The following is a 24,259-nucleotide window of genomic DNA, read 5'->3' on the forward strand; positions in this document are numbered from 1 at the left end:
TCACCGGAGCAGGTAGGGCATGTTGACCGTGACCGCCCCGGTGGGGCAGCGGGCGGCGCACGGGCCGCAGTACCAGCACTCGTCGACGTGCATGTACGCCTTGCCGTTGCGCTCGTCGATGGCGAGGGAGTCCAGCGGGCACATGTCCACGCAGAGCGTGCAGCCTTCGATGCACTTCGACTCGTCGATGGTCACGGGCACGTCGGCCCGCTGGGGCGCCAAAGGCATGGCTGTCTCCAGGGAGGGTGCGCGAAAAGGGGATGAGGGGGACTACAGGGAACGGTGCAGCAGGCCGCTCATCGCGATGCGGTCGCCGCGGAAGCGGACGAACTCCAGGTCGACGGGGCGGCCGTCCGCGAGATGGGTGAGCCGTTCCAGCATGAGGACCGCCGTGCCGCGCGGGGCCTCCAGCACGGCGGCGGAGTGCGCGTCGGCGGTGACGGCCTCCAGGGTGATCTCGGCGTGGCCGAGGGGCTGTCCGGTGACGGATTCCAGGAGCCGGAAGACGTCGGTGTTCTCCAGGTCGGCGCCGAGCAGGGCGGTGCCGATGTCGAGGGGGAGGTAGGTGAGGTCCAGGGAGAGGGGGACGCCGTTCAGGCGGCGCAGGCGCTCGATGTAGAGGACGTCGACGCCGGGTGGGACGCGGAGGCGTTCGGCGACCGGGGCGGGCGCCGGGACGGGGACCGTGGTGCGGACCTCGTTGGTGACGCGGCCGTGTTCGTGCAGGGTCTCCGCGAGGCCCATCAGGCGGTCCAGCCCGTGGGCGTACTTGCGGGCCACGACCACCGTGCCGATGCCGGGCTGCCGGGCCACGAGGCCTTCGGCGCGCAGTAGGTCGAGCGCCTGGCGGACGGTGTTGCGGGTGGTGTCGTAGTCGGCGGCGAGGGTGTCCTCGTGGGGAAGGGTGCCGTCGGGGAAGGCGTCGTCGAGGAGTTGGCGGCGGAGCAGATCGGCGAGTTGACGGGCCCGGTCGGCGCGCAGCCGGCGCCGCGTGCGGTGGGCGGCGACGGTGGTCGCGCCCTGGCCGGCGTGGTCTCGGATGCGGTCGGTGGGCGGCATGGCTGGAACCATACCTATCCGGTCGGATTAGTGGTGTTGCTGGAATGTTGCGCCACCGGGGGCTCTGCCGGTTGTGGGGGTGAGCTGGGCTTTCCGCGGCGGGCGGGGGAGTTCTGCCACCGGGGTGTGCCGGCGTGTACCGGCGTGCGCGGGGTGGGCCTGGTCGTGGGGGTGGGTGCGGCTAGGCCAGGGCGGTCAGGCCCGGGGCGAAGGTGATGAGGAGGGGGATGAGCGGGACCAGGGCAGCCGTTGCCGTGGTCAGGGCCCGGTGGCGGCGGGGCAGGCGAGGGCGGGGTTCCAGGAGGCGGTCGACGCGTTCGCCGAGGAGGCGGTGGCTGGAGGCGCAGGAGAGGACGCCGCGGTGCTGGTTCAGCTCGATCAGGGCCAGCGCGGTGGTCAGGTGGCCGCAGCGGCGGGAGGCGGTGTCGTCGGCCGAGAGCTCGACCAGCCGGTGGGTCTGGTCGCAGAAGTGGGCGAAGAGCGGCACGCTCGGGAAACCGGTGGCCAGGGCGGTCGACAGGTGCAGCAGCCAGTCGTGGCGGGCCCGGGCATGGCCGCGCTCGTGGGTGAGGACGGCGTCCAGCTGATGGTCGGTGAGACGGTGCAGGGCGCCGGTGGTGACGATCAGCTGGGGCGGGCTGCCGGGCATCCACCAGGCGTCCGGGTACTCGTCCTCCAGGACCAGCAGCGGACCACGGGCCGCCGGGAGCCCGGCGGGCAGGTCGGGGGCGCGCTCGCGCAGGTGGGCGCGGGACCGGGTGCGCCGACGGCGGGCCTCGACCAGCTCGCGGGCGAGCATCGCGGTCGTCCAGGCGGCGCCGGCCGCCAGCAGCAGGGTGAGCGCGGCCGCCCAGACCGGGCCGGCGGAGAGGTTGTACGCCGCGGTCACCGCGGGCGGCGCCGGGGCGAAGAGCTGGGCGCGGACGGTCCCGAAGACGGCGGTGGCGCCGAGGGTGAGTGCCGTCAGGCAGCACAGCAGCACCGTCGCGACCAGGCACTGCCACACCCACAGCCCGACCACGGGATCCCGCTCGGGCCACGCGGAACGGGTCAGCGCGCGGGGCACCGGCACCGCGGCGGTCACGGCGACGACGAACAGCAGGAGCAGGCAGACGGTCATGCCACTGGCTCCGGATCCTGGTCGAAGGATGGGCGGCTCTGGCTGTACAGGGGTGGTGCTGGCCGGGCCGTGCGCGCACACCGCCCGACGCCAGTATGACGGGGCCGGGCGGTGTGAGTCAGGTGTCGTCGGACACCGGTTCCGGAACCTGGGCGTACGGACCTAGGACGTTCAGGCCCCGCGTTCCGTCGGACGTAGCGTCAGGCGCCCTGCCCGGCCCCCCGGCCGGCTACTCGCCCGGTCACCTCTCCCAGTCCCACCCGGACACCGTCCGGTCCCGGGGCCCAGGCCGACAGGGTCACCACGTCGCCGTCCTCCAGGAACGTCCGCTTGCCGTCGGGGAGTTCCAGCGGGTCGCGGCCGTTCCAGGTCAGTTCGAGCAGCGACCCCCGCTCCCGCTCGGTGGGCCCGCTCACCGTGCCCGAGCCGTAGAGGTCGCCGGTGCGCAGCGAGGCTCCGTTGACCGTCATGTGGGCCAACTGCTGGGCGGCCGTCCAGTACATGGTGGAGAACGGCGGCTCGGAGACGACGTGGCCGTTGACGGCGACGGAGATCCGCAGGTCGTAGCCGCCGCGGTCGTCCTGGTCGGGGTCCGTGTCGTCCAGGTAGGGCAGCAGCTCGTGCGTGCGCTCGGGCGGCGCCACCCGGGCCTCCTCCAGCGCGTCCAGCGGGGTGATCCACGCCGACACCGACGTGGTGAAGGACTTGCCGAGGAACGGACCGAGGGGGACGTACTCCCAGGCCTGGACGTCCCGCGCGGACCAGTCGTTGAGCAGGCAGAGCCCGAAGACGTGCTCGCGGAAGTCGCCGAGCGCGACCGGACTGCCCAGCTCGGACGGCACACCCACCACGAAGCCGACCTCCGCCTCGATGTCGAGCCGGACGGACGGGCCGAAGACGGGTGCGGCGTCGGCCGGGGCCTTGCGCTGCCCCGACGGGCGCACGACGTCCGTGCCCGAGACGACGACCGTGCCGGAGCGGCCGTGGTAGCCGATCGGGAGGTGCTTCCAGTTCGGGGTGAGGGAGTCGGCGGCGTCGGGGCGGAAGATCTGGCCGACGTTGCGGGCGTGGTTCTCGGAGGCGTAGAAGTCGACGTAGTCGGCGACCTCGAAGGGCAGGTGCAGGGTCACCGACGACAGCGGGTGGAAGAACGGCTCCAGGGCCTCGCGGTGGGAGGGGACCGTCACCCACGCCGTCAGCGCGCGCCGCACGTCCGACCACGCCGTGCGCCCGGCCGCCAGCAGCGGGTTGAGGGTGGGCTGCGCGAGGAGGGCCGCGTACGGCGAGCCGAGCGCGTGGGCCGCCGCCCCCGCGTCGAGGACGTGATCGCCCAGCCGGACGCCCACCGTCCGGTCCATCCGGTCCGAACGGTCTGTCCTGTTCATCCGGTCCGTCCGGTCCGTCCGGTCGAGCGAGCCGGGGATCGAGAACACGCCGTACGGAAGGTTGTGCGGGCCGAAGGGGTTGCCCTCGGGGACATCGAAGGGGGGCATCGGATGCTGCCTCGCTTTCGTGCTCGCCATGTGCGCCGTGCGCGCCGTGTGCGCCACGTGATCGGTGTGCGTCGCGTGACACGTGGTCGGGCCACACGTTACGGGTGACGTGCCGCTGTTGGGCAGTGCGACCGAAGGCGGCGGGGCCCGGGACGCGATCTTGGCGCCTGCGGGTGGTTGGCGTGCCATGTCGCTGCCAACCGGGACACAGGCCCTGAACCGGCTTTAGCCGATGATGTGTCAGGATTCGGACATCATCGGGCGTCCTCGGGCAACCCCGTGCGGGTTCGAACGCACTCGCTACGCCCTCGTTCGGAAGCGGTCACGGGTGAGTCGGACGGGTGCGGTGTCCGTATTCTCTGATCATGGACCGCACCGCGTATTCACTCGTCGCCACCGACCTGGACGGCACGCTGCTCCGAGGCGACGACACCGTCTCCGACCGGTCGCTGGCCGCGCTGGCGGGGGCCGCCGGGGCCGGGGCGCGGCACCTGGTGGTGACGGGGCGGCCGGCACCCCGGGTGCGCCCCCTGCTCGACCGGCTCGGCCGCACGGGGCTCGCGGTGTGCGGACAGGGCGCGCAGGTGTACGACGCCGGCGCGCACCGGATGCTGTGGTCGGTCACCCTGGACCGGGAGCTGGCCGAGACCGCGCTCGGCAAGATCGAGGCCGAGGTGGGCCAGGTGTACGCGGCCGTGGACCAGGACGGCGTCGACGGGCTGACGCTCATCGAGCCGGGCTACCTGATGCCCCACCCGACACTGCCCGCGGTGCGCGTCGAGCGGCGTGCGCAGCTGTGGTCCACGCCGATCAGCAAGGTGCTGCTGCGCCACCCCGAGCTGACCGACGACGAACTGGCGGCGACGGCGCGCGCGGTGGTCGGTTCCCTCGCGACGGTCACCATGTCGGGGCCCGGCACGGTGGAGCTCCAGCCCTGCGGCATCACCAAGGCCACCGGTCTGGCGCTGGCCGCCGAGCACCTGGGCCTGGAGCGGCGGCGGACGATCGCCTTCGGGGACATGCCCAACGACATCCCGATGTTCCAGTGGGCGGCCCACGGTGTCGCCATGGCCGGCGCCCATCCCGAACTCAAGGCGGTGGCCGACGAGGTCACCACGACGAACGAGGACGACGGCGTGGCCGTCGTCCTCGAGCGGATCTTCGGTACCTCTTAGGCGAGGTTCGGGGGGCGTACGGCTCAGTACGCGCTGAAGACGTTGTCCATCGAGCCGTAGCGGTCGGCCGCGTAGTTGCAGGCGGCGGTGATGTTGGCGACCGGGTCGTACGGGTCCCAGGAGGTGCCGGGCACGTGGTACGCCTGGAAGGTCGGGTCGATCACCTGGAGCAGACCCTTGGACGGGGTGCCGTTGATGGCGTTGATGTCCCAGTTGTTGATGGCGAGCGGGTTGCCGGAGGACTCACGCATGATGTTGCGGTGAATGCCCTCGTAGGTCCCGGGGATGCCGTGCTGGGCCATGATGTCGAGCGACTCGCGGATCCAGCCGTCGAGGTTGTCCGGGTAGGCCGTGGCCGCCGTGGTGGCGGTCGTGGCGGTCGTGGCGGCGGCCGGGGTGGCCGCGGAGGCGGTGGTGGCGCCGATGAGTGGCAGCGCGAGCACCGCGGCACCGGTGCCGGCCACGGCGAGCTTGCGGGCGAGGCGGCTGGTGCGGGCGTGACGGTTCTGACCGTTGGCAGACATGCGGTGTCCCTCTCCTTACGCCTACGAGGTGAGCTGTCGGGTTCGGGCGGGGAGGTGCCCGGCCGTGCCCTGACGGGTACGGCTTCACCCCGAGCCGCTCCGGTGGTGACCGGTGCGGCGACTTACCTGGGTCCCCCGCTCCTGCCTGCGAGTTTGTTGGGTGGATGACTGTGCGACGGGCGGTGGCAGGATTCGGCGTCCACCCGACAGGCCGGGAACGTATGCGAGAGCACATGTCCGGAACAAGTGCAGGAATCACCCAACGTGCCTGTTGACCTTGTTCTGAGGCCTATGAGGCTCTTGATCCTTTGCTGCTGCCAATCCCCAACTGGCTTGCGGGGCAAAGGGAGGGCACAGGTTCCGGCCGGGTTGCCCGCAGGTTGCCCGGAGTGAGCCAACTCACTGGCTTCAACAAGCACGGCAAATGGGGCATTAACCCCAACTGGGAGCCAACCGGCCGCGGGTGGGGACGGCTTCGGGTGTCGAGCGGGGAGGGGTGGGAAGCGGGGGAGGGGAGGGGGTGGAGAAGGGGTGGAAGCAAGGAGGGGGCGGGCGTCTCGATCGGGTGACGTTCTGGAAGTGCGGGCCGTTGGGAGGAGTGATGGGATCTTCGGTGGCGGCTCCGGCCCGTTCGCCCTCCGGCTCCGGCTCGTCCCCTCTGGCGATATCAATCAAAATCTGCTCATATCACCTGATCAAAAACATACCGTTCATGATCCGATACCGACCAGCCTGTAACGGTGGGCGCTAGCGGTGATCGAAACGTGACCGGATACGCTGACTTGAGTGGTGGCAGCGACCTATCGACAAACCAGGTAATCGCCAGTAGACACCAGCAGACAGGAGACCCCTCGTGACCGTCGTCGGGCCGTTCGGGCTGAGCGTGCGGGACCAGGCTCTGGAAGCCGATGTCCAGGCCGGATTGGTTGCTGTCGAGGAAGGGTTGCTTGAGGCAACCAAAAGCGAGGTGCCGTTCATCACGGAGGCCGCCCAGCACCTGGTGCGGGCCGGCGGGAAACGGTTCCGGCCGCTGCTGGTGATGCTCTCGGCCCAGTTCGGAGACCGCTACGCCCCCGGGATCGTGCCCTCGGCCGTGGTCGTGGAGCTGACCCACCTCGCCACGCTGTACCACGACGACGTGATGGACGAGGCCGCCGTGCGGCGCGGGGTGCCCAGCGCGAACACCCGCTGGGACAACTCGGTCGCCGTCCTCACCGGCGACTTCCTGTTCGCCCGCGCCTCCCAGATCCTCGCCGACCTCGGCCCCGAGGCGGTCCGCGTCCAGGCCCTCGCCTTCGAACGGCTGGTCACCGGCCAGATCCTGGAGACGGCCGGCCCGCAGGACGGCCGCGACCCGGTCGACCACTACCTGGACGTGCTGGGCGGCAAGACGGGCTCCCTGGTGGCGGTCTCCTGCCGGTTCGGCGCGATGATGTCCGGCGCTGACGAGACGGTGGTGGACGTCCTCACCCAGTACGGCGAGCGGCTCGGCGTCGCCTTCCAGCTCGCGGACGACGTCCTGGACATCGCCTCCGACTCCGACGAGTCCGGCAAGACGCCCGGCACGGACCTGCGCGAGGGCATCCCCACCCTGCCCGTCCTGCGGCTGCGCGAGCGGGCGGCCCGGCTGGGGCTCGCCGAGGACCTCGCGCTGTGCGAGCTGCTCGACTCCGACCTGAGCGACGACGCGCGGCACGCCGAGGCGCTGCGCCTGCTGCGCGCCCACCCCGCGCTGGAGCAGGCCCGCCGGGACACCGTCCGGTACGCGGAGGAGGCCCGGGCTGCGCTGGCCCCGCTGCGCGAGTGCGACGCGAAGGCCGCGCTGGTGGAGCTGTGCGACGCGGTGGTCCACCGGGCCGGCTGACCGCCCTCCGCGGTCCGTCGCCGCCTATGTGGTCCGCGTCGCCCCCTACGGGCCGGGGGAGCCGGCACCCCTGCGTGTCATCCCGCAGGAGTAGGCGGAGTTGAGCCCGCGGTCTGACGCTTGTGCTCCGGCGATTTGGTCAGATGGACACCACGGAAAAACACCAATCCTCACCGATTCGGGTGAGAATGGCGGCTCACGGGTGAACGAGTGCGAGGTCGCGAGACAGCCGCCGCCGACGACGGAGGTAGGGCACACATGGCACCGATCGATTCCGACGACAACACGACCGCCGGGGCGGGCGAGGAGCTGCGCGCCGGACGGCGCAAGGCCGCGCGGTACGTCGTCCCGGTCGCGGTGATGGGAGTGGCGGCCGCGACGATCGGGCTCGTCCCCGCGCTCGCCGACTCCGGCGACCCCGACCTGCCGAAGGTCACGGCGGAGCAGCTCATAGAGAAGATCGCCAAGTCGGACGTCCAGCAGCTGTCCGGCACGGTGCGCATCAACACCGACCTGGGTCTGCCGGACCTCGGCGGGCTGGAGAGCGGCTTGATGTCCGGAATGTCCGGAGGGCCGGGCTCCGGCGGGGACGGCGAGGGCTCCGCCGCCGACCCCTCGGCCAAGCTCACCGAGCTGGTGTCCGGCAGCCACACGCTGCGCGTCGCGGCCGACGGCCCCGACCGGCAGAAGCTGTCCCTGCTGGAGAACGCCGCCGAGTACAGCCTGATCCACAACGGCAAGGACGTCTGGGGCTACGACAGCCGGTCCAACGAGGTCTACCACTCCACCGCCGCCGACGGCGCCGAGCGGCCGGGGAAGGACGTGCCGGGCCAGGACGTGCCGGCCACCCCGAAGGACTTCGCCGACCAGGCGCTCAAGGCGGTCGACGACACCACGTCCGTGACCGTCGGCGGTACCGCGCAGGTGGCCGGCCGGGACGCCTACCGCCTGGTCGTCGAGCCCAAGCAGGACGGATCCACGGTCGGTGCGATCACCGTGGCGGTGGACGCCGAGACCGGCACGCCGCTGAAGTTCACCCTGACCCCGGCGAGCGGTGGCGCCGCCGTCGTGGACGTGGGCTTCACCAAGGTCAGCTTCGCCAAGCCGGACGCGTCGACGTTCGACTTCACGCCGCCCGAGGGGGCCAAGGTCACCGAGGCCGACGAGGCCGGTGAGCGGGCCGGGGCCCAGGAGCACGGGCGCGGGGCCGAGGGCGAGCTGGCCAAGGGGATGGACGGCCTCAAGGTCATCGGCGAGGGCTGGAACTCGGTCGCCGCCTTCGACACCGGCGCCCAGGGCGGCCTGCCCACGGCCTCCGCGGGCGGCGACCTCGGCGGCCTCGGCGGCTTCCTCGGCTCCTTCGGCGACCAGGTCAAGGGCGACTTCGGCTCGGGCACGGTCTTCAAGACCCGCCTGGTCAACGCCCTGATCACGGACGACGGCAAGGTCTACGCCGGTGCGGTCACCAAGGACGCGCTGGTGAAGGCGGCCGACGCCGCGAAGTAGGACCCGCGCAGCACCTCCACCCGTACGGCGAAGAGGACGAGAAGAGGGAGCCGATGGCCGAAGCGTCCGCAGCGGAGCCGGAGCGCCCGGACCGGGAGCCGGTCCGGGAGCCGGTCCGGGCGCCGGTCCGGGCGCCGGGCCGGGAGAGCGCGGATGACGCCGTCATCGCCACCCGCGCGCTCACCAAGCGCTACCGCGGCGGACAACTCGCCGTCGACGGTCTGGACCTGACCGTCCCGGCGGGCAGTGTCTTCGGCTTCCTCGGGCCCAACGGCTCCGGCAAGACCACCACCATCCGCATGCTGATGGGGCTGATCGAACCCACCTCGGGCAGCGCCCGGGTCCTCGGCCGGCCCATGCCGCGCGCGGCCCGCGCCGTACTGCCCCGGGTCGGCGCCCTCATCGAGGGCCCGGCCCTGTACGGCTTCCTCTCCGGCCGGGACAACCTGCTGCGCTACGACGCCGCCGACCCCACCGCCGACCCGCGCACCCGGCGGGAGCGCGTCGCGGCGGCGCTGGACCGGGTGGGCCTCGCGGCCGCCGGCGGCAAGAAGGCGAAGGCGTACTCGCTCGGGATGAAGCAGCGGCTGGGTCTCGCCGCGGCGCTGCTCCAGCCGCGCCGGCTGCTCGTCCTGGACGAGCCCACCAACGGACTCGACCCGCAGGGCATGCGCGAGATCCGCACCCTCGTGCGCGAACTGGCCTCCGACGGCACCACCGTCTTCCTCTCCTCCCACCTGCTGGACGAGATCGAGCAGGTGTGCACCCACGCCGCCGTGATGGCACAGGGCCGGCTGCTCACCCAGGGCGCGGTCGCCGACCTGGCGGCCGGGGCCCGTGGCCGACTGGTGGTGACGACGCCGGACGCGGGCGACGCCGCCCGGGTGCTGAAGGAGCAGGGGGCCGCGGACGTGGTCGTCGACGGGGAGCGGGTGACGTCGGAGCCACCGGAGCGCGACCTCGCCGAGGTGAACGCGGCGCTGGTCGCGGCCCGCGTCCGGGTCCGGGGCTTCGTCGTGGAACGGGCCTCGTTGGAGGACGCGTTCGTGGCGCTGACCGGGGAGGGTTTCGATGTCGCGGGCTGAGGTGCGGGACGAGCCGGTGGGGGAGTCTGCGGGCGGGGCGCGGAGCACGGGTGCGCACCCGGGCCCAGGTGCCGCGCGGACCCCGAGTCCGCTGTGGTCCCTCGGGCTGTTCCGCAGCGAACTGCTGACCACCTTCCGGCGCTGGCGCACCCTGGCCCTGCTGGCCGTGCTCGCCGCCGTGCCGGTCCTGGTGGGCATCGCGGTGAAGATCGAGACGAGCGACGGGTCCTCGCTCGGCGGGGGTGGCGGTGGTGGCGAGGGACCGGCGTTCATCTCGCAGATCAGCAACAACGGGCTGTTCCTGGTCTTCACCGCGCTCGCCGCGACCCTCCCGTTCTTCCTGCCGATGGCCATCGGCGTCGTCGCGGGCGACGCGATCGCGGGCGAGTCGAGCGCGGGCACGCTCCGCTACCTCCTGGTCGCCCCGGCCGGCCGCTCCCGGCTGCTGCTCACCAAGTACGCGACGGTGGTCGCCTTCTGCCTCGCCGCCACCCTGGTGGTCGCGGTCTCGGCGCTGGCGGTCGGCGCGCTGCTGTTCCCGGTCGGCGACCTGACCACCATCTCGGGCACCCGGATCACCTACGCCGAGGGGCTGGGGCGGGCGCTGCTGATCGCCCTGGTCGTGGCCGCCTCACTCGTCGGTATCGCCGCTCTCGGCCTGTTCGTCTCCACCCTGACGGGCAGCGGCATCGCGGCGATGGCCACCACGGTAGGACTGCTGATCACCGTCCAGATCCTCGACCAGATCCCCCAGCTCGACGCCCTCCAGCCGTACTTCTTCTCGCACTACTGGCTCTCCTTCGCCGACGTGATGCGCGAACCGGTCTACTGGGACGACCTGGTGAAGAACCTCGGTCTCCAGGCCCTCTACGCGGCGATCTTCGGCTCGGCGGCCTGGGCCCGGTTCACGACGAAGGACATCACCGCGTAGCCGCGGCGGCCGCCTGCGAAGCAGGTCTTGGCGCGGACCAGCGCCTCCGTGTCCCGCAGGACGTCACCTACAGCGGCGAGGCGAGTGGGGCGCGTGTGGTCGCTGTCGTGCCGCAGGTCCTCGAACTCCGGCAAGGGGTGCCGGGCCAGGTCGATCCAGCGCTGCTCGACGCCCGCGGGCAGTTGGTCTGCGGCGGGACGGGCGCGGCGTGACCTCCTGGAACGAGCCTGTGACACCCCGGTGACGTGAGAATCGGGAGCGAGCGGAGAGACTCGAAGCAGGTGCACGACAGGCATGACAGGCTCTGGACGGCAGGGAACGGAAACCTCCGACGGAAGCCGCCGATGAGTGGGGGAACGATGTCTCGACTCGGCCGCGACAAGCAGCGGGTACACGAGCGCGCCGAGGGCTCGCCCGGTCCCGCGACGACGCCGATCGACGTCCACGTGCCGGACGGCGACTGGGGCGCACGCGGCGCCTCGGTCGACGGTTCGCGGGTCGTCGCGGCCCCGGGCGAGGAGATCCAGAACGCCGTCCTGAACCGCCTCCACCGCCTCGCCCTCGCCGCCGGTCGTCCCGTCCTCGCCACGATCCACGACCGGCGCATCGGCTACTCCGTCCCCCTCCGGGTCGACCCGGACGGCTCGAGCCACCTCGCCGCGGACCCGGTGCCGACGGCACCGGCGGAGGCGCGCGAGGGGGCGCCCGAGGGGGCGCCCGAGGAGGTACCCGTGCAGGCTCCCGTCGAGGCGCCCGCACGGCACGACCGGCCCACGCACGTCCTGCGCTCGGTGGTACCGGCCCGGGACGGCACGCCGACGTTCCCGCTGCCGGCGGTGCCAGGGACGGAGCGGGAGCGGTCCGGCAGCGCCTCCGCGCCGACCTTCACGCTGCGCGCCCTGCCGGAGCCGGACCGGGCGACGCCGCCCGGCACGGTGGCGCCGCCGACGGGTGCGTTCGGGCCGCCGCCCCGCATGGACGGTGCGTCCACGACCGGCTCCGCGCGGGACGCGGGGCCGCGACCGACGTTCGGCCCCTTCGCCGCACCGGAGCCGACACCGGCGCCCGAGCCGGTCTCCGAGCCGGTCTCCGAGCCGGTTCTTGAGCCGAAGCCTGAGCCGGAAGCCGCGCCCGCTCCCGCCCCCAGCCCCGTTCCCGCCCCCACGCCCGCGCCCGCTCCTGCCCCCGTTCCCAAGTCGGTCCTCGATCCGTACTCCGACTCCAACTCCGACCCCGACCCCAAGCCCACTCCCGCCCGCGGCTTCGACGCCGTGGCCGAGGCCGTACTCGGGGACGCGCCGCTCACCGCGCCCGGCGACGCCACCACCCCGGCCCTGCTCGCGGAGCCGACGTCCCGGATCAACGAGGCCGTCAAGGAGGGACGTACGGAGGCCGCGGCGCGGCTGGCGGAGCAGACGGTGACGGAGGCCTCGCGCACGCTCGGGCCGGAGCACGCCGAGGTGCTCCGGCTCCGTGAACTCACCGCGTACATCGCCTACTTGTCCGGCGACCCAGACCGTGCCTTCCAGCTCTCCCTCGACCTGGCCCGGATACACCGGCGCTCGGGCGACGCCGAAGCCGCGTACGGCAACGTCCAGAGCGCCGCGACCGCCTGGCGCGCCGTACGCGACCCCGCACGGGGCCTGGAACTGGGGAACGACCTGGTAGACCTGTGGTCCGAACTCGCCGCCGAGGACGGCCCGGCCGCCGAGGACGCCGAGGAACTGGAGTCCGCCCGCACCCGCATGGGCCGCCTCACCGAACGCGCCCGCGCCCAGGCCGGCTGACGTCGGCCGGTCGGTGCCCGCGCGGGGACGCTCGCCCTACTGCGACAGTTCCCAGACCGCGTAGGCGATGGCGTCGCTGTTGCGGTCCAGGGCCGTGTCGTCGATGTTGGCGGTCGTGTCGCAGGACGAGTGGTAGCAGCGGTCGAAGGGCTGGCCCACGGTGCCGCCCCACTTGGCCGCCTGCGCGGACGTCTTGCGGTAGTCCGCGCCGCTGAAGAGGCCGCCCACGGGGACGCCCGCGTTCTTGAAGGGGGCGTGGTCGGAGCGTCCGTCGCCCTCGGTCTCGATCTCCGTGGAGATGCCGATACCGGTGAAGTAGTCCTTGAACGTCTTCTCGATCGTGGGATCGTCGTCGTAGACGAAGTAACCGGGGTTGGGCGAGCCGATCATGTCGAAGTTCAGGTAGCCGCTGATCTTCGCGCGTTCCGCGGAGCCGAGGCTGTTGACGTAGTAGCGGGAGCCGACGAGTCCCAGCTCCTCCGCGCCCCACCAGGCGAAGCGCAGGTGCTTCGTGGGCTGGTAGCCGGACCGGGCGACGGCGAGCGCGGTCTCCAGGACGGCCGAGGAGCCGGAGCCGTTGTCGTTGATGCCGGGCCCGGAGGCGACACTGTCCAGATGTGACCCGGCCATGACAACCTGACTCGGGTCGCCGCCGGGCCAGTCGGCTGTCAGGTTGTACCCGGTGCGGCCCGAGGCGCTGAACTGCTGGACGCGGGTGGTGAAACCGGCGGCGTCCAGCTTGGCCTTCACGTAGTCGAGGGAGGCCCGGTAGCCGGCGCGGCCGTGGGCGCGGTTGCCGCCGTTCGCCGTGGCGATCGACTGCAGTTGCGCCAGATGGGCCTTGACGTTGGCTATCGGTATGTCGGGCGCGGCAGCGGCAGTGCCGGTGGGGGCGGCGGGGTGCACGGGTGCGGACGCCGCACCGGCGGCGGAGCCGCCGGCCATCAGCGTGGCGACGGCGACGGCTCCGGCCGTCAGTGCGCGCCCGGAAAGGAGGAGCTGCATGTGGGGGGCTCCGAAGTCCTAGGAGGTCCCTGGGGAGGGGACCCCGCAGTGAATGGGGTGCCTGGATGGTGCGGGCGGGACTGACCGCCCGTCAAGACCGCTATCCGGCCACGGCATCGCACATAGCGGAAGCCCTCAGGTCGCGCCCCGGCGGGTTCGGCCCAGGTCCGGCCCTGTGTCGGTCCTAGTGGACGCAGAACTCGTTCCCCTCGGGGTCCGTCATCACCACCCATTCCCCGCCCGGCTCCTTCACCTGCCGCTGCACGCTCGCTCCCAGTTCCTGGAGCCGGGCGACCTCCTCCTCGCGCCCGCCGTCCGGCGCGTGCACGTCGAGGTGGACCCGGTTCTTGACGGTCTTGGCCTCCGGTACGCGCTGGAACAGCAGTCGGCGTCCCAGTCCGGTACCGCTCTCCTCCTGGAAGGGGTCGTCGGGGTGGCGTACGGCGGCCAGGTCGCGCCAGGCGCGGCGGCCGTGGGACTCGACGGTCAGCTCCGCCGGCACCGCCCCGAAGCCCAGCAGTTTCTCGATGAGCGCGCTGTTGTCCTCCACCTCGTAGTGGAGGGCCGAGGCCCAGAAGTCCGCCTGCGCGTGCGGGGCGGCCGCATCGATGACGATCTTGATGTGCAGGGGAGCGGGCCTTGAGGTCGATGTCATGTAACCACTTATACTGGTTTCATGAGCGAGCGGGTAGCGGAAACACCTGAATCGCCGGAATCTCCGCGACAGTCGAAGCCGGCCGCGGCCGCGGACCGTCCCCGTCCCCCCGGGCTGACACTGGTGTCGCACGAGGGCAGGTCGTACCGCTTCGACCCGGGTGCGCTCTGCCTCGAACTGCTGACGACGGGAGGGCCGGGGGCCTTCGCGCGCTGGGAGGTGCTGCACGAGCCCGCCGACCTGATGACCTTCGTCGAGCGCAGCCGACTGGCGGACGGGCTGGACCTGTCCGTGGACCGGGCGGACGTGGCACGGACCAGGGTCCTGCGCGACGCCCTCTTCCTCCTCGCCGCCGACCGCGCCCATGGACGGCCGCTGCGGCGAGATCACCTGGAGGCCGTCAACGCCGCCGCGGCCGAACCCCCGCTCGTCACCCGTCTCGAACCGGACGGCACGCGCGGCTGGGCACCGGGTGCCACGGGGTCCCGCCTGCTGTCGACGGTCGCGCGCGACGCGATCGAGCTGTTCACCGGCCCGTACGCGGACCGCATCCGGGAGTGCGGTGCCGACAACTGCTTCCTGCTGTTCGTCGACACCTCACGGCCCGGCCGCCGCCGCTGGTGCGCGATGGAGCACTGCGGAAACCGGGAGAAGGTCCGCGCGCACCGCGCCCGGCGAGCACCCGACACGCGCTGACCCGGGAGCGTACGAAGGGGTTGCTACGGCTTCCCGGCCCTGGTTCCGTGCTGCTGCTGCTGCTGCTGCTGCTGCTGCTGCTGCTGCTGCTGTGGTGGTGGCGGTGCGTCGGCGGCCCCCTTGAGCGGCGGTACGCCCGCGCCCGCCCGGTCCAGTTGTTGCCTCAGCGCCCGTGCGGTCCGGCGGGCCGTGCGCAACGCGTCCCAGGTGAGCAGCGTCAGCGCCAGCCAGACCAGCCCGAAGCCGGCCCAGCGCTCGGGCGGCATGGCCTCGCCGAAGTAGAGGACGCCGAGCAGGAACTGGAAGACCGGCGCCAGGTACTGCAGCAGCCCCAGCGTGGACAGCGGCACGCGGATCGCCGCCGCGCCGAAGCAGACCAGCGGGATCGCCGTGACGACGCCGGTCGCGGCGAGCAGGGCCGAGTGCCCGGCGCCCTCCGTGGTGAAGGTCGACTCGCCCTGCGTGCCCAGCCACAGCAGGTAGCCGAGCGCCGGAAGGAACTGGATCGCCGTCTCGGCGGCCAGCGACTCGACACCACCGAGGTTGACCTTCTTCTTCACCAGTCCGTACGTGGCGAAGGAGAAGGCGAGGCAGAGCGAGATCCACGGCGGCTGGCCGTAGCCGACGGCGAGCACGAGCACGGCCGCGAAGCCGGTGCCGACCGCCGCCCACTGCGCGGGCCGCAGCCGCTCCTTGAGCAGCAGCACGCCCATCGCGATGGTGACCAGCGGGTTGATGAAGTAGCCGAGCGAGGCCTCGACGACATGGCCGCTGTTCACGGCCCAGATGTAGACGCCCCAGTTGACGGTGATGACCGCGGCGGCCACCGCGACCAGGGCGAGCCTGCGCGGCTGCCGCAGCAGCTCGCCGGCCCAGGCCCAGCGCCGTACGAAGAGCAGGGCGACGGCGACGAAGGCGAGGGACCACACCATCCGGTGGGCGAGGATCTCCCCGGCCCCGGCGGGCTTGAGCAGCGGCCAGAACAGCGGGACGAGCCCCCACATCCCGTACGCCGCGAAGCCGTTCAGCAGGCCTACTCGCTGATCACTCCTGGACGACCCGGCCACGGGCACCTCCTTCTCGCACACGGCATGCCGGGGACGGGGTGGCATGCCAGGACGAAGGTAGCGCCGCACCCGGCCGCGTGTCATGCCCGTATCGGCATACGGTCATGACACGCGGGGTGGGGCAGGGAGGGGCCGGGGTCCGGGGAGGCGCCGGGGTCCGGGGAGGGTGGAGGTCAGCCCTTGAGCGCGACGGCGACGGCCTCGGCGAGCGGTGTCGTCGGGCGGCCGGCCAGCCGGGACAGGTCGCCGGTGGAGACGATCAGCTCGCCCTTCTCGATGCCGGCCTCCACGCCCGCGAGGATCCCGGGCATCGGCTCGGGCACCCCGGCCTGGGCGAGGACGGCGGCGTAGTCCTCGACGGAGACGGGCTTGTAGACGATCTCCCTGCCCGTCTGCCGGCTCAGCTCGGCTGCGTACTCGGCGAAGCTCCAGGCCTCGTCGCCGCCCAGCTCGTACGCGGTGTTCTCGTGGCCCTCGCCGGTCAGTACGGCGACGGCGGCGGCCGCGTAGTCGGCGCGGGAGGCGGAGGAGATCCGGCCCTCGCCCGCCGCCTGGAGGACGGCGCCGTGCTCCAGGACCGGGGCGAGCTGCTCGGTGTAGTTCTCGTGGTACCAGCCGTTGCGCAGCAGCGTGTACGGCACGCCCGAGCCGACCAGCACCTCCTCGGTGGAGCGGTGGTCGTCGGCGAGCGCGGCCTTGAGACTGCTGGGGGCGCTGGTGTAGGCGAGCAGGGCGACGCCGGCCTTCTTCGCCGCCTCGATCACGACCGTGTGCTGCCGTACGCGGCCCTTGTCGAACTCGTTGCCGGAGATCAACAGGACCCGGTCGCCGGCCGCGAACAGGGCGTCGAAGGTCTCGGGGGAGTTGTAGTCGGCGACAGCGAGCCGTACCCCGAGGTCGGCGAGGTCGGCGGCCTTGTCGCGGTTCCGGACGACCGCGGTGACCTGGTCGGCCGGCACCTTGTCCAGCAGCTGCCGCACGACGTGGCGGCCGAGGTGTCCGGTGGCTCCGGTGACGACGATGCTCATGGTTTCAGTGCTCCTTGTGGGGGTGCGTTGCCACTAACCCTAGGAGCTACGCTAACCAGAGGAAAGTGCCCACTTTGAAGTAAGGTACTTACCTGTAGGTAATCGAGAGGGGCCCGGACGGAAGTCGTCCGGGCCCCTCTGGCGTGCCGTGCGGCGGCTGGTTCGTCAGCCGACGACCGTCCAGGTGTCGTTGCCGGCCAGCAACGCGGCGAGGTCGCCCTTGCCGTCTCTCTCGACGGCGGTGTCGAGCTGTTCGGACATGAGGGTGTCGTAGACCGGCCGCTCGACCGAGCGCAGGACGCCGATCGGGGTGTGGTGCAGGGTGTCGGGGTCGGCGAGGCGGGAGAGCGCGAAGGCCGTGGTCGGGGACGTGGCGTGGGCATCGTGGATGAGGACGTCTGCCTCGTTGTCCGCGGTGACGGTGACGATGTCCAGGTCACCGGTTTGCGGGTCCCGTACGACGCCCTTGGTGTTGTCGGCGCCGAAGCGGATCGGTTGGCCGTGTTCCAGGCGGATGACCGCTTCCTCGGCCTGTTGCTTGTCCTTGAGGGCGTCGAAGGCGCCGTCGTTGAAGATGTTGCAGTTCTGGTAGATCTCGATCAGGGCCGTGCCGGGGTGCTCGGCGGCCTGGCGCAGTACCTCGGTGAGGTGCTTGCGGTCGGAGTCGACGGTCCGCGCGACGAAGGACGCCTCCGCGCCCAGGGCCAGGGAGACGGGGTTGAAGGGCGCGTCGAGCGAGCCCATCGGGGTCGACTTGGTGATCTTCCCGACCTCGGAGGTGGGGGAGTACTGGCCCTTGGTCAGGCCGTAGATCCGGTTGTTGAACAGCAGGATCTTGAGGTTGACGTTGCGGCGCAGGGCGTGGATGAGGTGGTTGCCGCCGATGGAGAGCGCGTCGCCGTCCCCGGTGACGACCCACACCGACAGGTCGCGGCGGGAGGAGGCGAGGCCGGTGGCGATGGCGGGAGCGCGGCCGTGGATGGAATGCATCCCGTACGTGTTCATGTAGTACGGGAAGCGGGAGGAGCAGCCGATGCCGGAGACGAAGACGATGTTCTCCTTCGCCAGTCCGAGCTGGGGCATGAAGCCCTGCACGGCGGCGAGGATGGCGTAGTCGCCGCAGCCGGGACACCAGCGCACTTCCTGGTCGGACTTGAAGTCCTTCATGGACTGCTTGCCCTCGGCCTTGGGGACGAGCTGGAGCAGTGCGCCCGCGTCAGTCATCGATGGCCTCCTTCAGGACCGTGGCGAGCTGTTCCGCCTTGAACGGCATGCCGTTGACCTGGTTGTAGGAGCGGGCGTCGACCAGGTAGGTCGCCCGGATCAGGGTGGCGAGCTGACCGAGGTTCATCTCCGGGACCACGACCTTGTCGTACCGGGAGAGGACGGCGCCGAGGTTGGACGGGAAGGGGTTGAGGTGCCGCAGGTGGGCCTGGGCGATCTCCTGCCCGGCGGTACGCAGCCGGCGCACCGCGGCGGTGATGGGCCCGTACGTCGAGCCCCAGCCCAGGACCAGCGTCCGCGCGCCGTCCGGGTCGTCGACCTCCAGGTCGGGCACCTCGATGCCGTCGATCTTGGCCTGGCGGGTGCGGACCATGAAGTCGTGGTTGGCCGGGTCGTAGGAGATGTTCCCGGTGCCATCCTGCTTCTCGATCCCGCCGATCCGGTGCTCCAGGCCGGGTGTGCCCGGCACCGCCCAGGGGCGGGCCAGGGTGTGCGGGTCGCGTTTGTAGGGCCAGAACACCTCGCTGCCGTCGTCCAGGGTGTGGTTGGGGCCCCGCGCGAACTGCACGCTCAGGTCCGGCAGTTCGTCCGGCTCGGGAATCCGCCACGGCTCCGAGCCGTTGGCGAGATAGCCGTCGGAGAGCAGGAAGACCGGAGTGCGGTAGGTCAGCGCGATCCGGGCCGCCTCCAGGGCGGCGTCGAAGCAGTCGGCCGCAGTGCGCGGGGCGACGACCGGGACCGGCGCCTCACCGTTGCGCCCGTACATCGCCTGCAGCAGATCGGCCTGCTCCGTCTTGGTCGGCAGACCGGTGGAGGGACCACCGCGCTGGATGTCCACCACCAGCAGCGGCAGCTCCAGACTCACCGCGAGCCCGATCGTCTCCGACTTCAGCGCCACCCCCGGACCCGAGGTGGTGGTCACCGCCAGCGACCCGCCGAAGGCCGCACCCAGCGCCGCGCCGATCCCGGCGATCTCGTCCTCCGCCTGGAAGGTGCGCACCCCGAAGTTCTTGTGACGGGACAGCTCGTGCAGGATGTCGGAGGCCGGGGTGATGGGGTAGGAGCCCAGGAAGAGCGGCAGGTCCGCCTGCCGGGACGCGGCGATCAGGCCGTAGGCCAGGGCCAGGTTCCCGGAGATGTTGCGGTAGGTGCCGGGCGGGAACGCCGTCGCCGCCGGCGCCACCTCGTAGGAGACCGCGAAGTCCTCCGTGGTCTCACCGAAGTTCCAGCCCGCACGGTAGGCCGCGATGTTCGCGGCGGCGATCTCCGGCTTCTTCGCGAACTTCGACCTCAGGAACTTCTCCGTGCCCTCGGTGGGCCGGTGATACATCCACGACAGCAGCCCGAGCGCGAACATGTTCTTGCTGCGCTCGGCCTCCTTGCGGCTGAGGTCGAACTCCGTGAGCGCCTGGACGGTCAGCGTGGTCAACGGGACCGGATGCAGGTGGTACCCGTCGAGGGAACCGTCCTCCAGCGGAGAAGTGTCGTAGCCGACCTTCTGCATCGCCCGCCTGGTGAACTCGTCGGTGTTGACGATGATCTCCGCGCCGCGTGGCAGGTCGCCCACGTTCGCCTTCAACGCGGCCGGGTTCATCGCCACCAGCACGTTGGGGGCGTCGCCCGGCGTGAGGATGTCGTGGTCGGCGAAGTGCAGCTGGAACGACGAGACGCCCGGCAGGGTCCCGGCGGGTGCCCGGATCTCGGCCGGGAAGTTCGGCAGCGTCGACAGATCATTGCCGAACGACGCCGTCTCCGAGGTGAAACGGTCACCGGTGAGCTGCATCCCGTCGCCGGAGTCCCCCGCGAACCTGATGATCACCCGGTCCAGCCGGCGGACGTCCTTCGCCGCAACCGGTTTGCGCTGTGCTCCCACGACGGTCTCGTCGGTTCCGTCGGCCTGCTCCGCTGGGCTGCTGACCTGGCTGGTCACTTAACTGGACCTCCCTCGGGACGGCTGTCCGGGGACTGGTCTCCCACCGACCGTCCCAGGATCAACCCTACGTCCGCGTGCCGTGACTTCCGGTGGACATTCGCATGATGGACACGACTTCGAGATGGCCCACAGCCCTGGAATCCCAAGGTTTTCCCGCCCTGGCACCGGTGAGGACGCACCCCGCCCGTCCTCCGGTTTCTCATTCGTCCGGATGAGCGTTCCCGTGGCCGGACCGGGCCCGGCCCGGCCGGGTCGGACCGGGTCGGACCGGTGCTTCCGAGGCGTGGGCCGCCGATGTCAGGAATTGAGATAGGTCAGTACGGCCAGCACCCTGCGGTGATCACCGTCGCTCGGGGACAGCCCCAGCTTCATGAAGATGTTGCTGACGTGCTTCTCGACGGCCCCGTCGCTCACGACGAGCTGCCGGGCGATCGCCGAGTTCGTCCGTCCCTCGGCCATGAGCCCCAGCACCTCCCGCTCACGCGGGGTGAGCCCGGCGAGGACGTCCTGCTTGCGGCTGCGCCCGAGCAGCTGCGCGACCACCTCCGGGTCCAGCGCCGTACCGCCCTGTGCCACCCGCACCACCGCGTCCACGAACTCCCGCACCTCGGCCACCCGGTCCTTGAGCAGATAGCCCACGCCCCGACTGGAACCGGCCAGCAACTCCGTCGCGTAGCGCTCCTCCACGTACTGGGACAGCACCAGCACGCCGAGACCGGGATGCGCCTTGCGCAGCCGCACCGAGGCCCGCACCCCCTCGTCGGTGTGCGTCGGCGGCATCCGTACGTCCGCCACCACGACGTCCGGCAGCTCGCCCTGCGCGTCCAGCTCGGTGATGGTCTTGACCAGTGCCTCACCGTCGCCGACACCGGCCACGACCTCGTGCCCGCGGTCGGTCAGCAACCGGGTCAGCCCCTCTCGGAGCAGCACTGAATCCTCGGCGATGACCACCCGCACCCTGTCCTCCACGATCCTCGGCCCCCCACAGCCCCGTGCACCTCACGGCCCGCGCGGCACGCGCCGCGTCCACGAACCGTCCGTGCGACAGGTCCAGCATCCCAGCATCGGAGGCCGGATGCCCAAGGGCAACGGGAAGAGAACGGGAAGTCCCGGGTACCGATCCCGGCATAGGTCCCGGTACGGGTCCGGGCATTGGTCCTGGTATCGGTCCAGGTTCGGCCACCCGATGGCCGGTTCTCGACGGCCGGTTCCCCGCCACGGTGCCGGTTGCCCGTCACGGTGCCGGTTGCCCGTCACGGTGCCGGTTGCCCGTCACCGCGCCGGGCCGCCGCCGCTGTGCCGGTCAGCCGGTGAGCGGCTCGTTCCGCCAGGGCAGCTCCGCCGTGATCCGGGTCGGGCCTCCGGCCGGCGAGTCCACCACGAGGATCCCGTCCACCGCGTCCAGCCGCTCCGCCAGACCGGCCAGCCCGGATCCGGCCGACGCGTCGGCGCCGCCCACGCCGTTGTCCACGACCTGGAGCATCAGCCGGTTCTCCACCCGCCACACCTCCACGGCGGCCGACGTGGCCCGCGCGTGCTTGCTGACGTTCTGGAGCAGCTCAGAGACGGTGAAGTAGGCGATGCCCTCGATCGCCGAGGCCGGCCGCTCCGCCAGGTCGACCTCCACCCGCACCGGCACGGTGCAGCGGGAGGCGACCGAGGAGAGCGCCGCGTCCAGGCCGCGGTCGGTCAGGACCGCGGGGTGGATGCCCCGGGCCAGGTCCCGCAGCTCCTGGAGCGCCGTCTTCACTTCACCGTGCGCTTCGCCGACCATGACGGCCGCGGCCCCGGGGTCCTCCTTCAGCTTCTCCTTGGCCAGACCCAGGTCCATGGCGAGGTTGACCAGGCGGGCCTGTGCCCCGTCGTGCAGGTCGCGCTCGATGCGCCGCAGGTCCGCGGCGGCCGTGTCGACCACGACCCCCCGGTCGGACTCCAGCTCCACGACCCGCGTCGCCAGCCGCGACGGTCCGAGCAGCCCGTGCACCATGACCCGGTCCACCGTCGTCAGCGCCCGCACCAGCCACGGCGTCGCCAGCGTGAACAGCAGACCGACCAGCGCGGTCACGGCGATCTCGAAGGGGTTGTCCAGGTAGACCCGGTGCGTCTCGTCGCCGTACAGCTGGAGCCCGTCCTGGCCCGCGTACATCGGGAACACCCAGAACCACAGCGGGTACGTCAGCATCGCCCACCCGAACGCCCAGACGTTCACGGCGACGACGAACGAGAACACCGACCACGGGAACTGCAGCACCGCGTACAGCAGGCTCCGCCAGGAGGCGCCGCTCTTGAGCACGGCGCCCATCCAGCCCATCGCGCCCCGCTTCTTCAGCCGCAGCGGCTCCGGCTCGGAGACCCGCAGGCCCAGCAGGGCACGGGCCCGCGCCCGCTCCATCGCCCCGAAGCCCCTGCATCCGGCGAGGGCGGCCGCCAGCACCGGCACCCCCAGGAACGTCACCAGCAGGCCCGCCCCCAGCGACACCATCGTCACGGCGTACGTGAAGAGCAGGATGCCGACCGGCAGACCCACCAGGACATAGCCGAACTCCCGCCAGCTGCGCGCCTCGAACGGTGCCCGCAGCCCCGCCGGCAGCCGGTGGCGCCGCTCACCGGTGTGCCCCGGGAAGCCGGACCCGCTCCCGAGCCCGTAACCCTGTCCGTATTCCGTGGCCATCGGTGCCGTCCCTCTCCTCGTCGCGCTACGGCTGTGCTGTCGTAACTCCACCCTCCTCGACCGCAGCGTCTCGGCCCATGGAGCCCGTCGGCGTCTGCGGAGTGGGGTTTTCCCTACCCCCTGGGGCGCGAGCCGGCCGCGTCGGCCTCCGTACGGTCCCGCCACGGCAGCTCGGCCGTGATCGTGGTCGGGCCCCCCTCCGGCGAATCGACGACGAAGAGGCCGTCGACGGCGGACAGCCGGTCGGCGAGGCCCTTCATCCCCGTACCACCGTCGAGGCGCGCGCCGCCGTGGCCGTTGTCCGCCACCTGTATGAGCAGCCGGTCGGACGACCGCCACACCTCCACGGAGGCCGAACTCGCCCCACTGTGCTTGCTCACGTTCTGGAGCAGCTCCGAGACGGTGAAGTAGGCGATGCCCTCGATGGCGGCCGCGGGGCGTTCCGCCAGGTCGGCGGTCACCTTGACCGGCACGGTGCAGCGGGAGGCGACCGAGGAGAGCGCCGCGTCCAGGCCGCGGTCGGTCAGGACCGCGGGGTGGATGCCCCGGGCCAGGTCCCGCAGCTCCTGCAGGGCCAGCTTCACCTCGCCGTGCGCCTCGTCGACCATGGCCGCCGCCGCGTCGGGGTCCTCCAGGAGCTTCTCCTTCGCCAGGCCGAGACCCATGGCGAGGTTGACCAGGCGGGCCTGTGCCCCGTCGTGCAGGTCGCGCTCGATGCGCCGCAGGTCCGCGGCGGCCGTGTCGACCACGACCCCTCGGTCCGACTCCAGCTCGGCGATGCGCCGCTCCAGCTCGTCGGACGGGGACAGCAGCCCCCGCACCATCGCCCGGTCGGCGTTGGCCAGGCCGCGCGCTATGAACGGCAGCACGGGCCACAGCACGAACAACGACGTCAGGGTGACGACGAAAGTGGCGACGCCCCAGGGGAACCGGATGAACGCGTACAGGACCGTGCGCCAGCCCACCGGGTCCTTCAACGACATCCACAACTGCGCGAAGAAGCCGCGCCCGCTCCGCAACGGCAGCGGGCTCGGCTCGTCCACCCGCACCCCGAGCAGCGCTCTGGTCCGCGCCCGCTCCAGCTTGCCCAGCTGCCGCGCGCCCAGCAGGCCGGCCGCCAGCAGCGGGAGCCCGATCACCGTGACCGTCAATCCGACGCCGACGGACAGCATCGTGACCACGTAGGTGAAGCCGAGCAGCGCCGCCGGGAAATTCGCCAGCAGGTGGGCGATCTCCTTCCAGGTGTGCCGGTCGTAGGCGAAACGGGCCGGCGGCAGGCGGTCGCCGGCCGCTGCGCCGGTGGTCCCGGCGAGGCTGGATGTCGAGAGGCGTTCGGTCATACACGTCAGCGTGCCGTGCGGCGCGACGCCGCGCCATGAGGTGGACCGCCGGGATCCACTGAGGAAAACCCCACCCCCGCGTCCCGAGGGGCGACG

21 protein-coding genes, 1 pseudogene and 1 riboswitch are annotated in these 24,259 nt (G+C 71.8%); of the genes and pseudogenes, 7 read left to right on the forward strand and 15 right to left on the reverse strand.

From position 1 onward, the window contains the following. From ACFV9J_RS01185 to fahA, 4 genes are all read right to left on the reverse strand, one after another. On the reverse strand, nt 1-228 hold the full coding sequence (locus ACFV9J_RS01185; RefSeq protein WP_030145386.1) for a ferredoxin family protein: 228 nt from the start codon (nt 226-228) through the stop codon (nt 1-3). Nucleotides 229-270: 42 nt separating this feature from the next. Beyond that, nucleotides 271-1,059, reverse strand: coding sequence for a GntR family transcriptional regulator (locus tag ACFV9J_RS01190; protein ID WP_385348022.1), 789 nt, complete (start codon nt 1,057-1,059; stop codon nt 271-273). A 181-nt stretch (nt 1,060-1,240) separates the two neighbouring features. Beyond that, complete coding sequence (locus ACFV9J_RS01195) at nt 1,241-2,179, reverse strand: M56 family metallopeptidase (protein ID WP_385348025.1); 939 nt, start codon at nt 2,177-2,179, stop codon at nt 1,241-1,243. A gap of 200 nt (nt 2,180-2,379) precedes the next feature. Continuing rightward, nucleotides 2,380-3,672: a fumarylacetoacetase gene (gene fahA / locus ACFV9J_RS01200; protein WP_385348028.1), complete on the reverse strand. Its 1,293-nt coding sequence runs from the start codon at nt 3,670-3,672 to the stop codon at nt 2,380-2,382. A gap of 365 nt (nt 3,673-4,037) precedes the next feature. On the opposite strand from fahA, the gene ACFV9J_RS01205 reads away from it, so the two are divergent. Further along, a complete protein-coding gene (locus tag ACFV9J_RS01205) occupies nt 4,038-4,847 on the forward strand; it encodes an HAD family hydrolase (RefSeq protein WP_385348031.1) in 810 nt (269 codons plus the stop codon). 23 nt (nt 4,848-4,870) lie between these two features. Here ACFV9J_RS01205 and ACFV9J_RS01210 read toward each other — a convergent pair whose 3' ends face one another. Further along, nucleotides 4,871-5,371: a transglycosylase SLT domain-containing protein gene (locus ACFV9J_RS01210; RefSeq protein WP_385348034.1), complete on the reverse strand. Its 501-nt coding sequence runs from the start codon at nt 5,369-5,371 to the stop codon at nt 4,871-4,873. Between the two features lie 4 nt (nt 5,372-5,375). Continuing rightward, a riboswitch (cyclic di-AMP (ydaO/yuaA leader) is annotated at nt 5,376-5,544 on the reverse strand. A 680-nt stretch (nt 5,545-6,224) separates the two neighbouring features. Here ACFV9J_RS01210 and ACFV9J_RS01215 point away from each other — a divergent pair. From ACFV9J_RS01215 to ACFV9J_RS01230, 4 genes are all read left to right on the forward strand, one after another. Further along, nucleotides 6,225-7,235: a polyprenyl synthetase family protein gene (locus tag ACFV9J_RS01215; RefSeq protein ID WP_385348037.1), complete on the forward strand. Its 1,011-nt coding sequence runs from the start codon at nt 6,225-6,227 to the stop codon at nt 7,233-7,235. Between the two features lie 258 nt (nt 7,236-7,493). Then, on the forward strand, nt 7,494-8,741 hold the full coding sequence (locus ACFV9J_RS01220) for an outer membrane lipoprotein carrier protein LolA (RefSeq protein WP_385348041.1): 1,248 nt from the start codon (nt 7,494-7,496) through the stop codon (nt 8,739-8,741). Nucleotides 8,742-8,794: 53 nt separating this feature from the next. Next, complete coding sequence (locus ACFV9J_RS01225; protein ID WP_385348043.1) at nt 8,795-9,826, forward strand: ABC transporter ATP-binding protein; 1,032 nt, start codon at nt 8,795-8,797, stop codon at nt 9,824-9,826. Further along, complete coding sequence (locus ACFV9J_RS01230) at nt 9,813-10,757, forward strand: ABC transporter permease (protein ID WP_385348045.1); 945 nt, start codon at nt 9,813-9,815, stop codon at nt 10,755-10,757. The genes ACFV9J_RS01225 and ACFV9J_RS01230 overlap by 14 nt, the downstream gene beginning before the upstream one ends. 83 nt (nt 10,758-10,840) lie before the next feature. Here the strand turns inward: ACFV9J_RS01230 and ACFV9J_RS01235 are convergent. After that, a pseudogene (locus tag ACFV9J_RS01235) lies at nt 10,841-10,960 on the reverse strand (flavodoxin); the annotation flags it as partial. A 156-nt stretch (nt 10,961-11,116) separates the two neighbouring features. Here ACFV9J_RS01235 and ACFV9J_RS01240 point away from each other — a divergent pair. Then, nucleotides 11,117-12,544, forward strand: coding sequence for a tetratricopeptide repeat protein (locus ACFV9J_RS01240; RefSeq protein ID WP_385348048.1), 1,428 nt, complete (start codon nt 11,117-11,119; stop codon nt 12,542-12,544). Nucleotides 12,545-12,580: 36 nt separating this feature from the next. Here the strand turns inward: ACFV9J_RS01240 and ACFV9J_RS01245 are convergent, their stop codons facing one another. Both ACFV9J_RS01245 and ACFV9J_RS01250 read right to left on the reverse strand, forming a co-directional pair. Further along, nucleotides 12,581-13,549 (reverse strand): M28 family metallopeptidase, encoded by a 969-nt coding sequence (locus ACFV9J_RS01245; RefSeq protein WP_385348051.1) that lies wholly within the window; start codon nt 13,547-13,549, stop codon nt 12,581-12,583. A gap of 184 nt (nt 13,550-13,733) precedes the next feature. Then, a complete protein-coding gene (locus tag ACFV9J_RS01250; RefSeq protein ID WP_385348054.1) occupies nt 13,734-14,204 on the reverse strand; it encodes a VOC family protein in 471 nt (156 codons plus the stop codon). Between the two features lie 123 nt (nt 14,205-14,327). Between ACFV9J_RS01250 and ACFV9J_RS01255 the strand changes: the two genes are divergently transcribed. Further along, nucleotides 14,328-14,900, forward strand: a complete 573-nt coding sequence (locus ACFV9J_RS01255; RefSeq protein ID WP_385348858.1) for a CGNR zinc finger domain-containing protein — start codon at nt 14,328-14,330, stop codon at nt 14,898-14,900. A gap of 23 nt (nt 14,901-14,923) precedes the next feature. Here ACFV9J_RS01255 and rarD read toward each other — a convergent pair whose 3' ends face one another. From rarD to ACFV9J_RS01290, 7 genes are all read right to left on the reverse strand, one after another. Further along, nucleotides 14,924-15,967: an EamA family transporter RarD gene (gene rarD / locus ACFV9J_RS01260; protein WP_385348058.1), complete on the reverse strand. Its 1,044-nt coding sequence runs from the start codon at nt 15,965-15,967 to the stop codon at nt 14,924-14,926. 173 nt (nt 15,968-16,140) lie between these two features. Continuing rightward, nucleotides 16,141-16,995, reverse strand: coding sequence for an SDR family oxidoreductase (locus ACFV9J_RS01265; protein ID WP_385348061.1), 855 nt, complete (start codon nt 16,993-16,995; stop codon nt 16,141-16,143). Between the two features lie 165 nt (nt 16,996-17,160). Further along, entirely contained in the window at nt 17,161-18,219 is a 1,059-nt protein-coding gene (locus ACFV9J_RS01270) for a 2-oxoacid:ferredoxin oxidoreductase subunit beta (RefSeq protein ID WP_385348064.1), read from the reverse strand. Beyond that, nucleotides 18,212-20,149 carry a 2-oxoacid:acceptor oxidoreductase subunit alpha gene (locus tag ACFV9J_RS01275; protein ID WP_385348067.1) on the reverse strand — a complete coding sequence of 646 codons (1,938 nt, stop codon included), beginning with the start codon at nt 20,147-20,149 and terminating at the stop codon, nt 18,212-18,214. The genes ACFV9J_RS01270 and ACFV9J_RS01275 overlap by 8 nt, the downstream gene beginning before the upstream one ends. 300 nt (nt 20,150-20,449) lie before the next feature. Further along, nucleotides 20,450-21,109: a response regulator transcription factor gene (locus ACFV9J_RS01280; protein ID WP_275898184.1), complete on the reverse strand. Its 660-nt coding sequence runs from the start codon at nt 21,107-21,109 to the stop codon at nt 20,450-20,452. Between the two features lie 346 nt (nt 21,110-21,455). After that, the gene (locus tag ACFV9J_RS01285; RefSeq protein ID WP_385348070.1) at nt 21,456-22,823 is read right to left on the reverse strand and encodes a sensor histidine kinase; all 1,368 of its coding nucleotides are present in this window, start codon (nt 22,821-22,823) and stop codon (nt 21,456-21,458) included. 113 nt (nt 22,824-22,936) lie between these two features. After that, the gene (locus tag ACFV9J_RS01290; RefSeq protein WP_385348073.1) at nt 22,937-24,163 is read right to left on the reverse strand and encodes a sensor histidine kinase; all 1,227 of its coding nucleotides are present in this window, start codon (nt 24,161-24,163) and stop codon (nt 22,937-22,939) included. Nucleotides 24,164-24,259: the final 96 nt, after the last annotated feature.

Source organism: Streptomyces sp. NPDC059906 (assembly GCF_042730645.1).
GTDB classification, from domain to species: domain Bacteria; phylum Actinomycetota; class Actinomycetes; order Streptomycetales; family Streptomycetaceae; genus Streptomyces; species Streptomyces rubrogriseus.